Source organism: Enterobacter kobei (assembly GCF_001729765.1).
Taxonomy (GTDB): Bacteria; Pseudomonadota; Gammaproteobacteria; order Enterobacterales; family Enterobacteriaceae; genus Enterobacter; species Enterobacter kobei.
Map to the genome: position 1 here is coordinate 3,890,954 of NZ_CP017181.1, position 12,470 is coordinate 3,903,423.

Annotated in this window: 11 protein-coding genes; 3 read left to right on the forward strand and 8 right to left on the reverse strand. The window is 55.1% G+C overall.

What is annotated here, in order from left to right; all coding sequences use genetic code 11:
- Nucleotides 1-516 precede the first annotated feature (516 nt).
- Nucleotides 517-1,533, forward strand: a complete 1,017-nt coding sequence (gene galR, locus BFV64_RS18825; protein ID WP_014885089.1) for an HTH-type transcriptional regulator GalR — start codon at nucleotides 517-519, stop codon at nucleotides 1,531-1,533.
- On the opposite strand, the gene BFV64_RS18830 is transcribed toward galR, so the two are convergent.
- A complete protein-coding gene (locus BFV64_RS18830; RefSeq protein ID WP_069602347.1) occupies nucleotides 1,494-1,979 on the reverse strand; it encodes a GNAT family N-acetyltransferase in 486 nt (161 codons plus the stop codon). The two genes, galR and BFV64_RS18830, sit on opposite strands and share 40 nt — an antisense overlap.
- A gap of 221 nt (nucleotides 1,980-2,200) precedes the next feature.
- Here BFV64_RS18830 and BFV64_RS18835 point away from each other — a divergent pair, with 221 nt between their 5' ends.
- On the forward strand, nucleotides 2,201-3,238 hold the full coding sequence (locus BFV64_RS18835) for a LacI family DNA-binding transcriptional regulator (protein WP_014885091.1): 1,038 nt from the start codon (nucleotides 2,201-2,203) through the stop codon (nucleotides 3,236-3,238).
- On the opposite strand, the gene lysA is transcribed toward BFV64_RS18835, so the two are convergent.
- Nucleotides 3,208-4,470 carry a diaminopimelate decarboxylase gene (gene lysA, locus BFV64_RS18840; RefSeq protein WP_069602348.1) on the reverse strand — a complete coding sequence of 421 codons (1,263 nt, stop codon included), beginning with the start codon at nucleotides 4,468-4,470 and terminating at the stop codon, nucleotides 3,208-3,210. The genes BFV64_RS18835 and lysA overlap by 31 nt on opposite strands.
- Nucleotides 4,471-4,592: 122 nt before the next feature.
- On the opposite strand from lysA, the gene BFV64_RS18845 reads away from it, so the two are divergent.
- Nucleotides 4,593-5,519, forward strand: a complete 927-nt coding sequence (locus BFV64_RS18845; protein WP_023331224.1) for a LysR family transcriptional regulator — start codon at nucleotides 4,593-4,595, stop codon at nucleotides 5,517-5,519.
- Here BFV64_RS18845 and BFV64_RS18850 read toward each other — a convergent pair.
- From BFV64_RS18850 to BFV64_RS18875, 6 genes are all read right to left on the reverse strand, one after another.
- Nucleotides 5,514-6,206 (reverse strand): aspartate/glutamate racemase, encoded by a 693-nt coding sequence (locus tag BFV64_RS18850; RefSeq protein ID WP_023331225.1) that lies wholly within the window; start codon nucleotides 6,204-6,206, stop codon nucleotides 5,514-5,516. The two genes, BFV64_RS18845 and BFV64_RS18850, sit on opposite strands and share 6 nt — an antisense overlap.
- 87 nt (nucleotides 6,207-6,293) lie before the next feature.
- Nucleotides 6,294-7,418 (reverse strand): LPS O-antigen length regulator Wzz(fepE), encoded by a 1,125-nt coding sequence (gene wzz(fepE) / locus BFV64_RS18855; protein ID WP_023331226.1) that lies wholly within the window; start codon nucleotides 7,416-7,418, stop codon nucleotides 6,294-6,296.
- A gap of 249 nt (nucleotides 7,419-7,667) precedes the next feature.
- Nucleotides 7,668-9,083: an arabinose-proton symporter AraE gene (gene araE, locus BFV64_RS18860; RefSeq protein WP_045281957.1), complete on the reverse strand. Its 1,416-nt coding sequence runs from the start codon at nucleotides 9,081-9,083 to the stop codon at nucleotides 7,668-7,670.
- Nucleotides 9,084-9,395: 312 nt separating this feature from the next.
- A complete protein-coding gene (gene kduD / locus BFV64_RS18865) occupies nucleotides 9,396-10,157 on the reverse strand; it encodes a 2-dehydro-3-deoxy-D-gluconate 5-dehydrogenase KduD (protein ID WP_014885097.1) in 762 nt (253 codons plus the stop codon).
- 62 nt (nucleotides 10,158-10,219) lie between these two features.
- The gene (gene kduI, locus BFV64_RS18870) at nucleotides 10,220-11,056 is read right to left on the reverse strand and encodes a 5-dehydro-4-deoxy-D-glucuronate isomerase (RefSeq protein ID WP_014885098.1); all 837 of its coding nucleotides are present in this window, start codon (nucleotides 11,054-11,056) and stop codon (nucleotides 10,220-10,222) included.
- Between the two features lie 235 nt (nucleotides 11,057-11,291).
- Nucleotides 11,292-12,470 carry an acetyl-CoA C-acetyltransferase gene (locus BFV64_RS18875; protein ID WP_014885099.1) on the reverse strand — a complete coding sequence of 393 codons (1,179 nt, stop codon included), beginning with the start codon at nucleotides 12,468-12,470 and terminating at the stop codon, nucleotides 11,292-11,294.

The following is a 12,470-nucleotide window of genomic DNA, read 5'->3' on the forward strand; positions in this document are numbered from 1 at the left end:
GCATCCGCGCAGGTTGGTGCAAGAGATGAGTACGAAAACGTACTAAGAATTCTCACCAATCAATACCTCTGGGATCTTGATTGTGGCCGTTGCCCCTGCGCTTCGCCAGCAGGAAAACGCAAGGGAATGAGCCGAAGTGCAACCAGGTGTGAATATTCTCTTTTGCTGTTACAGGTTGAACTATCAGGCAAAAAAAAACCTGCGTAAAAACGCAGGCTGGTGTAAGTCGTGTTAATCAACCGGAGTTGATTCCACCTATCAATACCTCTGGGATCTCGACTCTATCAACCTCTTTAACGTCATCGCCACCGGACAATCGCAACAGCCTGAGGCAAAGTGTAACCAAAGGTTCAGATTCACCGTCTTCAGACATGACTGCGCGTGTAACGATTACACGATCAGGGGTGTTCTGCGTCACGTTTGTAGTGAGGGGAAATCGGTGCCCCTTGAATGCACGCCACTTTTCCGCAACACTATTTGGTGTGTAAACGCTTACCCCTAATAAGAAGGTTATAAATGGCGACAATAAAGGATGTGGCTCGTCTGGCCGGTGTTTCGGTTGCCACCGTCTCCCGCGTGATTAATGATTCCCCCAAAGCCAGCGACGCATCACGCCAGGCGGTACAAAGCGCCATGGAAACCCTGAACTACCACCCCAACGCCAATGCTCGCGCGCTCGCCCAGCAGTCCACTGAAACCATTGGTCTGGTGGTGGGTGATGTATCCGACCCCTTTTTCGGCGCCATGGTGAAGGCGGTTGAACAGGTCTCTTATCAGACGGGTAACTTTTTACTGATCGGCAATGGCTATCATAATGAGCAAAAAGAGCGCCAGGCGATCGAACAGTTGATCCGCCACCGCTGCGCAGCTCTGGTGGTTCACGCCAAAATGATCCCGGATGCCGAACTGATTCACCTGATGAAGCAGATGCCCGGCATGGTCATCATCAACCGCATTATTCCTGGATTTGAAAAACGCTGCGTGGCTCTCGACGACCGCTACGGCGCCTGGCTTGCGACCCGTCATCTGATTCAACAGGGACATACGCGGATTGGCTATCTCTGTTCCAACCACCCTATTTCTGACGCAGAAGATCGTCTTCAGGGCTACTACGATGCCCTGCGCGAAAACGGTCTACCCTGTAATGACCGTCTGGTGGCCTATGGTGAACCGGATGAGAGCGGTGGCGAACAGGCTATGACGGAACTGCTGGGCCGCGGACGGAACTTCACGGCAGTGGCAAGCTATAACGACTCGATGGCCGCTGGCGCAATGGGGGTATTGAATGATAACGGAATTGAGGTCCCGGCAGAAATCTCGCTGATTGGCTTTGATGATGTGCTGGTCTCTCGCTATGTGCGCCCGCGCCTGACCACCGTGCGTTACCCTATCATCACGATGGCCACACAGGCTGCCGAGCTGGCGTTAGCGCTGGCCGAGCAACGCCAGCCACCGGAAATTACCCATCTCTTCAGCCCAACCTTAGTGCGCCGTCACTCCGTTGCGTCGCCTGCTGAAGCGCAAAGCGAATAACGGTACAGATGTACCGTTTTATCGGGATACTCCAGCCCATCGCCAATGTACTGCCAGCCGTAACGTTCATAGAAGTCACGGCAGGCAGACCAGAGATGGAGTTCGTCGTATCCGGCCTGTGCGGCAAAGGCGATAACGTGTTGCTGTAACTTACCTGCCAGTCCCTTACCGCGCGCCGCCTCATCAACGTAGAGCGCCGCCAGCCACGGACAGAGATCCTGTCGGGTAATCAAATCGCAGCGCCAGAGGCCCACCGTGCCGAGAAGCTGTTGGTCTTCTAAAGCGATAAACGTCAACGGCAGTGCCCCCGGCGCCTGGCTGTGCTCAACGATGCTGTGGAAAAATGCCCGTGGGAGCCCCTCGCCAAACGCCTGCCATATCCAGTCGGTAACCTGCTCCGCATACTGCGGGTCTTCATAAAGCGGGAGGATGACACTCTTTTTCACGTTTCACCTGGGTGTTCTTATTAATGGGCTAGCCTGACGCCTCCAGCCCGGTTTGTCGATTATTTTACCAGAGTCAGACTATTACGTTTTACTTCTGAGGGGCCAGGCGAATCGTTACCAAAAAGCGTGATCGTGGCAGAAGTTTTGCCCTTCCCGCATCGCTTATACGCCGTCAGGTCTGTGTTAAACTGCAGGGCATTACGTGGAAGCAGGAATGTAGAATGGCAACAATGCTGGATGTCTCACTGCGTGCGGGCGTGTCGAAGGCTACCGTCTCGCGCGTGCTGAACGGCACGGGTCAGGTTAAAGAGAGTACGCGTCAGCAGGTCTTTGCTGCGATGGAAGAGCTGGGCTACCGCCCCAACTTTCTCGCGCGCTCACTGGCTAACCAGACCAGCAACAGCATTGGTCTGGTCGTCTCCACCTTCGACGGCTTTTATTTTGGGCGCCTTCTGCAGCAGGCGTCGCGGCAGACCGAAACCCACGGCAAACAGTTGATCGTCACCGACGGTCACGACGCGCCGGAACAGGAAGAACAGGCAGTGCAAATGCTGGCCGATCGTCAGTGTGATGCCATTGTGCTTTACACGCGCTATATGAGCGAAAAGGCGATCATCAAACTGATGAATACCGTGCAAACGCCGCTGGTGGTCATCAACCGTGAAGTCAGTCAGGCTCCGGATCGCTGCGTGTTCTTCGAACAGCAGGATGCCGCATTTAAGGCGGTGGATTACCTGATCAATCAGGGCCATCGGGAGATCGCCTGTATTACCGTCCCTATCCACACGCCCACGGGTAAAGCGCGGCTGATGGGCTATCGCAAAGCGCTGGAAAAGCACGGTATTCGCCTGGACGAGCGTCGAATTAAGTACGGTGATGCCGGAATGACGAGAGGCTATGAGCTGTGCAAGGAGCTGATTGCCGACGGCGTGCCGTTTAGCGCCCTGTTTGCCTGTAACGATGATATGGCACTGGGTGCGTCCAAAGCGTTGCACCAGGCAGGACTCAAGATCCCGCAGGATATCTCCCTGTTCGGTTTTGACGATGCCCCAAGCGCGAAGTGGCTGGAGCCTGCGCTTTCATCGGTTTATCTGCCAATAGATAACATGATTATTACGGCCATCGATCAGGCGATCCGGCTGGCAAAAAACCAGCCGGTCGATGCGATCCCGCCGTTTACCGGCACGCTGGTATTACGCGATTCGGTCACTACCGGGCCGTACTTTACTCAGATGAGTTCTAAAGCCAGCAGTTCCTGAATGGTCTGACGACGACGGATCAACTGCGCTTTGCCGTTATCAAACAGTACTTCCGGCAGCAGCGGGCGGCTGTTGTAGTTCGAGGACATCGACGCCCCGTACGCCCCGGTGTCGTGCAGCACCAGGTAATCGCCCGGCTTCACCTCTGGCAGCGCGCGGGTTTCCACTTTTCCACCTTCCTGCTGAGTGAAGACGTCCCCCGATTCACACAGCGGGCCTGCGACAACCGTCTCGCGGCGCGGCGCATGCGTTAAATCGCGGCCATCAGCGGCCAGCGCGGTAATGTGATGATAGCTGCCGTACATCGATGGACGCATCAGGTCGTTAAAGCCCGCGTCAATCAATACGAAGTGGCGGGAGCCCATCTCTTTGACGCTGCGTACCTGCGCCACCAGCACACCGGCTTCGGCCACCAGGAAACGACCCGGCTCAATTTCCAGCTTCACGGCATGACCGAGATGGGCGGCGATTTGGTCACGCGCGGCGCTCCACAGGCCGTAATAGTGATCGGTGTCGATCGCCTCCTCTCCTTCGCGGTAAGGAATGGAAAGCCCGCCCCCGGCGGAGATCGCCTCAAGATCCTGGCCAAAATCGACAACCTGGCGCACCATCGCTCCGCAAACCTGCCCCAGATGGCCGTAATCCACGCCAGAGCCAATGTGCATGTGAATACCCACCAGCTTCAGGTTGTAACGCTGCAACACGTCAAGCGCGGCTGGCATGTCGGCATACCAGATGCCGTGCTTGCTGTTTTCGCCGCCGGTGTTCGTTTTTTGGCTATGACCGTGACCGAAACCCGGATTCACACGCAGCCAGACGCGATGACCTGGTGAAACCTGACCCAGCTGCTCCAGCATATCCACCGAACCGGCATTTACCGGCACCTGCAGTTCATGCACGCGCGCCAGCGTGGCGTCGTCAATCAGATCCGCAGTAAAGACAATCGCGTCTGGATCGGTTTTCGGATCAAATCCGGCCGCCAGCGCACGTTCGATTTCACCCAGCGAGACAGAGTCAACCTTGACCCCCTGCTCACGCATCAGGCGCAGGATGTGAATATTTGAGCAGGCCTTCTGGGCAAAACGCACCACGTCAAACTGATGCAGGGCCGCGATCTTCTCGCGAACGATCTGCGCGTCGTAGACCCATACCGGGCAACCAAACTCGGCGGGCAGGCGCAGCAGATTTTCGGCATTTAAATCGGTATCAGTTTGATTGAGCGGGCGTGGCATGGTCTTCTCCGGATAAATTCATTTTTCATGATTACGCCACAGCGGAAGGAGAATAAAAAATATCGTTTTATCGTGAGTCTATGCAAAAATGATATGGACAGTTCTCTGCTTTCAGGTGCCCTATGCCCGCTGTGAATTTACGCCATATAGAGATTTTTCACGCTGTGATGACCACCGGCAATCTCACCGAAGCCGCGCAGATGCTGCATACGTCGCAGCCGACGGTCAGCCGCGAGCTGGCGCGCTTCGAAAAGGTACTGGAACTGAAACTGTTCGAGCGCACCCGGGGCAGACTTCACCCGACGGTGCAGGGGTTGCGCCTGTTTGAGGAAGTCCAGCGCTCCTGGTACGGGCTGGACAGAATTGTCAGTGCGGCGGAAAGTCTGCGCGAGTTTCGTCAGGGCGAGCTGTCGATTGTCTGTCTTCCGGTTTTCTCTCAGTCTTTTTTACCGACCCTGCTTCAGCCTTTTCTGGCCCGCTATCCGGAGGTCAATCTCACCATCGTGCCGCAGGAGTCCCCCCTGCTTGAAGAGTGGCTTTCAGCACAGCGTCATGATTTGGGCCTGACCGAAACGCTCTCCACGCCTGCGGGAACGGCACGCACGGAGTTACTTTCTTTAGATGAAGTGTGCGTTTTGCCCGCCGGGCACCGGCTCGCCGGTAAGACAGTGATTGCACCAGAGGATTTCCACGGGGAGAACTACATTAGCCTGTCGCAAACCGACAGCTACCGGCAGCTGCTGGATACGCTTTTTGCTGAGCATCAGGTGAAACGGCGGATGGTAGTGGAAACGCACAGCGCGGCGTCAATATGTGCAATGGTGCGGGCGGGCGTCGGCGTCGCGGTCGTTAACCCGCTCACGGCGCTGGATTACGCCGGGAGCGATATCGTGATTCGCCCGTTTAGCCTATCCGTTCCGTTCACCGTGAGCCTGATCCGCCCGCTACACCGTCCGGCCTCCGCGCTGGTGGACGCATTCACCGAACACTTAATGGAGCACGCCCGCCAGGTGGCGCTTCGCTTACCTGAACGGCAAAACCCATTATGAGAGCATAAACTCCACGGCATCGGCAGCGTGAATGGCGGCGGTATCAAAGACCGGGACCGGGCTTCGCTCTGCAGGCACCAGCAGGCCGATCTCCGTGCAGCCGAAGATCACCCCTTCAGCCCCCTGCTGCGCCAGCTTTTCAATCACGCTGACGTAATACGCCCGGGAAGGCTCGCTGAAGGTACCCAGGCACAGTTCTTCGAAGATAATCTGATTGAGGCGTGCCCGGTCTTTCTCATCCGGTATCAGGCTTTCGATGCCGAACTCGCTGTGCACACGCCCGCGATAGAAATCCTGCTCCATGGTGTAGCGCGTGCCGAGCAATGCCACGCGCGACATCCCCGACGAGCGAATCGCACGTCCTGTGGCATCGGCGATGTGCAGGAATGGCAGCGAACAGCGTGCTTCAATGTGCGATGCAACTTTGTGCATCGTATTGGTACACAGCAGAATGCCCTGCGCCCCCGCACGCTCCAGCCCCAGCGCGGCATCCGCCAGTATTTCACCGGCTTTATCCCACTCTCCGCTCGACTGACAGGCTTCAATTTCATGGAAATCAACGCTGTGCAGCAGCAGACTCGCAGAATGCAGTCCGCCCAGACGCTGCTTTACCCCTTCGTTAATCAGGCGGTAATAAGGGATTGTCGATTCCCAGCTCATCCCACCTATCAGGCCGATCGTTTTCATTATCTCTCCTTATCTCTGGTATCTCTTTTAACACAACCGACGCCCATAAAAAAAGCGCTGTATTCAGCGCCTTTTTAAACCCTGCGTTTATTGTGTCAACGGCTCTGACAGCGGATGACGGGAGAGCATCGCTTCACGCAGCAACACGCTACCGCAGGCAAAGAGCCCGCCCAGGAGTGCCGCCAGAATTACAATCAGAGGTTTGCCCGGACCGTCTTTTTTCACCGGCAAAGACGGAGAAAGCTGATACCTGAAGGGTTCAAGCTTAACGTCTGCAAAGGAGAGATTTTTCAGCTGCGCCAGATAGTATTCCCGGTTCTGGAAGTCCGCGTTCAGCTCCGTCACATCTTTGAGATTTTTTTCAATCTGCAGCTTTTGCGCGATTCCGTCAGCACCGAGCGCAACGGAGTAATCCGGGTCATCTTTTACCGCCTGCCCGCTGCTGTAGACTGGCTTCTTAATGCCCGCAGCATTTGCCACTTCCAGCGAATAATTCAGCCGCTGCAGGTTAGTATTGTGAATATTGGTCAGACGCACACGGTCGAGCTTAAGCTGCTGCTCTACCTCATTCGTCCTGAGGGCGATCTGGTTACGGATATTTTGCACCGTCTCTTTTTCAACAACCGCCGCGATATAATTGATATACCCCTCCAGTACGGTTTGCGCATCACTGGCTTTCGGTGCCGTGAAGCTCAGAGTCCAGGAGACATAAGGCACTTTATCCGCATCTTTTACCTGTGCGTCATTCACCGCTTTCATTCTTTCCGCAATATTGACGACCGCACGGTGCAGTTCAAGCGCGTCAACCTCAACCTCTTCAAGCTGTGACATGACGTAAGGGGAAGAGGTCAAATACTCTTTGAGCAATGACTGCGACTGGAATTTTTTGATAAACAGGTCAAAGATTTCCGAACGTGTCACCTGCGCCTTCACGTCAAGAACCTGCAGCGCAACCATCATCTGGCGCAGCGGGTTCCACTGCGTCTGCTCTGCCGGGGTGATCACCGCTTTACTGGTCCATTTTTGCGGCAACAGAAACGCAATAGCCAGGCCTGCCAGCGCAAAGATAAAGACGATGGTGACGATGCGTTTTTTCGCGGCCAGCAGAACATCTAACAGACCCAGAAGGTCGATCTCTTTTGGAGAGATTGCGGGGGTAGCATATGAAGGAAAATCGAGATCCGTATTTTTTTTGAAATCCATTGCTGACATAGCCGTTCTTCTATTGCGATTGCAGTAAAGTTCTGCCTGGTGAGTTCAGTTTTCAGATAATACTAGGAAATGAGAATAATCTGAACGCAAGAATCGGCTATGTGTGCGCTTGCTATCAAAGTTGGTAGTTATTTACAACATGGCTCTTGTTAAACATCGATCTAGAAAAAAGCCGGGTGGCGCTAGCGCTTACCCGGCGTACATTTTGCCCACGCAGGCCCAGTAAACGTAGGGCCCCCGGTATTCACATTACACGCCGATATTACGCAGTTTTTCCCCGGCCATCAGTTTGCGTTCAATATGTTCCAGCGTCACACCTTTGGTTTCCGGAATCAGCCAGAAGGTCACGCCAATAAACGCCACGTTCAGCACCGTGTAGAGCCAGAAGGTTCCCGCAGCGCCAATGGCATCCAGCAGCGTCAGGAAGGTCGCACCAATGATCATGTTCGACACCCAGTTGGTGGTGGTGGAACAGGTGATCCCAAAGTCACGGCATTTGAGCGGCTGAATTTCGGAGCACAGGATCCACACCACTGGTGCGGCGCTCATCGCGTAACCGGCAATACACATCATGGTCATCCCGACAGAAAGCCAGGAAAGACCGCTTGAGGCCGTGCCGTTATCAAACTGCATCAGGCAGTAGCCTAGGATCAGCGTACCGAGAGCCATCACGCTAAAGCCAATTTTCAGCGCCGGTTTACGCCCGGCTTTATCGACGGTGAATACCGCAATAAAGGTGGCGAACATAAAGGTGAGCCCCACCACCAGCGTGGCAATCATCTGCTGCTCAGTGGTGGTAAAACCGGCCATTTTGAAGATGCGTGGCGCGTAGTACATGATGATGTTCATCCCGGTGAACTGCTGCATCGCCTGCAGCAACATGCCGAGGAACACCGCGCGGCGCACGTTGCGGTTGATCTTAAACAGCGCCCAGCCCCCCTGTTTCAGCTTCAGGCTTTCGCGGATTTCGTTCAGCTCTTCACGCGCTTTTTCAGAAGTATCGCGCAGCATCCGCAGCACCTCTTCCGCCTCGACGTGACGCCCTTTTTGCGCCAGCCAGCGCGGGCTATTGGGCAGGAAGATCACTAGTACAATCAGCACCACCGCAGGCAGCGCCAGCACGCCGAGCATGGCGCGCCAGTTGCCGCTGTAGCTGAAGTACGTATCGGACAGGAACGCCAGCACGATGCCCAGCGTCACCATCAGCTGATACATACTGATCATCTTGCCGCGCACATTCTCACTTGCCATCTCAGAGAGATAAAGCGGTGCCGTGTAGGAGGCGATCCCCACTGCCACGCCGAGCAGCACGCGGGAAAGCAGCAGCACCTCTACGTTGGTCGCAAATGCAGAGCCAATCGACCCCGCAACAAACAGGACGGCGCCGGCCATCAGGCTGTATTTACGCCCGAGGCGGAACGAAAGCCAGCCGTTAAACAGCGCACCGATAGCCGCACCAAGCATCATGCTGCTCACCACCCACTCCTGCAGGCGATTACTCAACGTAAAATGATCGGTAATGAACGGCAGCGCCCCGGCGATGACGCCGATATCCAGGCCAAACAGCAAACCTGCTACAGCAGCCGCAATGGAGACAAACTGGTTCATGCGTCGGGTATCGCGCAGCGCAGCGGGCATCAGGGTAGAGTCATTGATAGATGTCATATTTTTCCTGCCTCAACAGCAAAATTTGTTAAGTGAAATTACGAGAAAGCGCGGAAAAGTGTCAGGCTGGAATTCGCGAAGATATGGATGATTTCGCTATGGCATAGCGATCTGTGATGGACATTACAATTTCAACTAATCCTGAATAATCACAATATTTTACTAATCCGTTAATTTTTAAGGAATAAAAGTGTGATAGCGGTCATTTATCATTTTTCGGTATGGATTTTTCGTGTTTATCGATATGGATTTTGACAATTTTTAAGCAAAAAAAACCTCCGCTGAAGCGCAGAGGTTTTGTCAGAAGCGACGTTATCGTGCCAGCCAGCCGCCATCCACCGCAATGGTATAACCATTGATGTAGTCCGAGGCTGAGGAGGCCAGAAACACAACCGGCCCCATCAGGTCACTCGGCAGACCCCAGCGCCCGGCCGGGATACGCTCCAGAATGGCCGCACTGCGTTCTTCGTCCGCCCGCAGCTGCTGGGTGTTATTGGTGGCCATGTAGCCCGGGGCAATCGCGTTGACGTTGATATTGTGCTGCGCCCACTCGTTCGCCAGCAGACGGGTCACGCCCATCACCGCGCTTTTTGACGCCGTATAAGACGGCACGCGGATGCCGCCCTGGAAGGAGAGCATCGAGGCGATGTTAATGATCTTGCCGCCTTTTCCCTGCGCGATGAAGTGCTTTGCCGCCGCCTGAGACATAAAGAATACGCTCTTAATATTCAGGTTCATGACGTCGTCCCAGTCAGTCTCGCTGAAATTAATCGCGTCTTCACGACGGATCAGACCCGCGTTGTTGACCAGAATATCAATATGGCCCCATTCCGCCACCGCGCGCTCAAGCAGTTGCGGAATGCCGTCAATTTTACGCAGGTCGGCGGTCAGGCTAAGAAAACGACGCCCCAGCGCAGTCACGCGCTCAATCGTTTCTGTGGGTTCAACGATATTAATCCCGACGATGTCACAACCCGCTTCCGCCAGACCTAACGCCATCCCCTGACCCAGGCCGGTGTCGCAACCGGAAACCACCGCCACTTTGCCCTGCAGAGAAAATGCATCCAGAATCATGTTAGTTCCTTACTCTTCAGCGCCTGTCACCAACAGGCAGATAGATACTTAACTGCCCGCGACTAGCGCAGATCCTTAACAGCAACGTGGTCCATGTCATCGAAGACCTGGTTTTCGCCGACCATACCCCAGATGAAGGTATAGGCTTTGGTCCCTACGCCAGAGTGAATAGACCAGCTTGGTGAAATCACCGCCTGCTCGTTATGCATGACGATATGGCGCGTCTCCTGCGGCTGCCCCATCATGTGGAACACGCAGGCATCGTCGTCCATGTTGAAGTAGAAGTAGACTTCCATGCGGCGTTCATGGGTATGGCACGGCATGGTATTCCACAGGTTGCCCGGAGCCAGTTCAGTCAGCCCCATGCTGAGCTGGCAGGTTTCCAGCACATCCGGAACGAAATATTTATTGATGGTGCGACGGTTACTGGTGAGGTTATCGCCCAGCGTTACGGGCGCTGCGTCCTCAGGCGTCACTTTTTTGGTCGGATATGAGGTATGCGCAGGGGCGCAGTTGTAGTAAAACTTCGCGGGCTTACCGCCGTCGATGCTGGCAAAGACCACCTCTTTCGCCCCTTTACCGACGTACAGCGCATCGCGGTGACCAATCTCGAAGCACTGGCCGTCCACGGTAATCGTGCCCGGCCCGCCGATATTAATCACCCCCAGCTCACGACGCTCCAGAAAATAGCTCACGCCCAGCTGTTTACCCACTTCCCCGCCCACGGAGACGGTTTTTGCCACCGGCATAATGCCGCCGACAATAATGCGGTCGATATGGCTGTAGACCATGGTGTACTTGTCGGCCTCGAACACCTGCTCAACTAAAAACTCACTGCGCAGCCCCTGCGTGTCCAGCGTTTTGGCGTGCGCACTGTGAATGCTTTGTCTGACGTCCACGGTAACCTCCAGATGTGGTCATGCCCAAAAGAAGAAAATAAACGAAACAACGTTCCGTTTTCATGATGAACACATACTATCGGCATAAAATAGGCTTTTCAATTAAATTCAAAACAACGTTTCATTTTTTATTTTGTTTATAACGAAAATGACACCCGGATCACGGTTAAGAGGTATGGGAATGAAGGGAGGATAAAAAAAACCTCCCGGAGGAGGTTTCATTAATCAGGAAAGATTAGCGTTCGATGGCCAGCGCCACCCCTTGCCCGCCGCCTATACAGAGCGTTGCTATCCCTTTGCGGGCATTGCGTTTTTTCATTTCGTGGACCAGTGAAACCAGTATCCGGCAACCGGACGCCCCGATAGGGTGACCCAGCGCAATGGCTCCACCGTTTACGTTGACCCGCAGCGGATCCCACTCCAGCATTTTGCCGACCGAGATCGCCTGCGCGGCAAACGCTTCGTTCACTTCAATCAGATCCACATCGGAGAGTTGCCACCCTGCGCGATCCAGACAGCGACGGGTAGCGTAGACGGGTGCGATCCCCATCAGTGCCGGATCAACACCCACGCTGGCAAACGCCTTGATACGGGCCAGGACAGGGAGATCCAGCTCCAGGGCTTTGCTTTCACTCATCATCATAACGGCTGCGGCGCCGTCGTTAATGGAAGAGGCATTGCCCGCCGTGACCGAGCCCTGGGTTTCAAACGCAGGATTGAGTCTTGCCAGGCCTTCAGCACTGGCGTCAGTGCGCGGCTGTTCGTCAGTATCCACGACAACCACCTCGCCGTTCTGACGCTGCGTGCTGACCGGGACAATCTCGTCGCGAAAACGACCAGAATCAATCGCAGCACGCGCCTTTTGCTGGGAACTGAGCGCGTAAGCATCCTGCAATTCACGGCTGATACCGTACTCGCGCGCCAGGTTTTCCGCCGTCACGCCCATATGATAGTCATTGAACGCATCCCACAGCCCGTCATGCACCAGGCTGTCGAGCAACTGACTGTTACCTAACTGCGCGCCGGTACGACTGTCGGTGAGAACGTGCGGCGCACGGCTCATATTCTCTTGTCCGCCAGCAATAACCACATCCGCTTCACCGCATTGAATGGCTTGCGTAGCGAGATGAAGCGCTTTGAGTCCTGAACCACAGACGTCGTTGATGGTGATGGCGGATACGGTGTTGGGCAGACCGCCTTTCAGGGCCGCCTGGCGCGCAGGGTTTTGCCCGGCTCCGGCAGTGAGAACCTGCCCCAGGATCACCTCATCAATTTCGTGTGCGGCGACCCCGCTACGTTCCACCAGCGCTTTGACCACCACGCTGCCCAGGTCAACCGCCGAGTGACGCGCGAGCGCTCCCTGAAAACAGCCGATAGCTGTACGCAACGCACCCACTATGACGACATCTTTCAT

Excerpts from the sequence above, each read along its gene's own strand:
- BFV64_RS18845 (WP_023331224.1), top strand. The coding sequence starts at position 4,593 with ATGCCCGCTGTGAATTTACGCCATATAGAGATTTTTCACGCTGTGATG.
- araE (WP_045281957.1), bottom strand. The coding sequence starts at position 9,083 with ATGACATCTATCAATGACTCTACCCTGATGCCCGCTGCGCTGCGCGAT.
- kduD (WP_014885097.1), bottom strand. The coding sequence starts at position 10,157 with ATGATTCTGGATGCATTTTCTCTGCAGGGCAAAGTGGCGGTGGTTTCC.
- BFV64_RS18835 (WP_014885091.1), top strand. The coding sequence starts at position 2,201 with ATGGCAACAATGCTGGATGTCTCACTGCGTGCGGGCGTGTCGAAGGCT.
- BFV64_RS18875 (WP_014885099.1), bottom strand. The coding sequence starts at position 12,470 with ATGAAAGATGTCGTCATAGTGGGTGCGTTGCGTACAGCTATCGGCTGT.
- BFV64_RS18850 (WP_023331225.1), bottom strand. The coding sequence starts at position 6,206 with ATGAAAACGATCGGCCTGATAGGTGGGATGAGCTGGGAATCGACAATC.
- lysA (WP_069602348.1), bottom strand. The coding sequence starts at position 4,470 with ATGCCACGCCCGCTCAATCAAACTGATACCGATTTAAATGCCGAAAAT.
- galR (WP_014885089.1), top strand. The coding sequence starts at position 517 with ATGGCGACAATAAAGGATGTGGCTCGTCTGGCCGGTGTTTCGGTTGCC.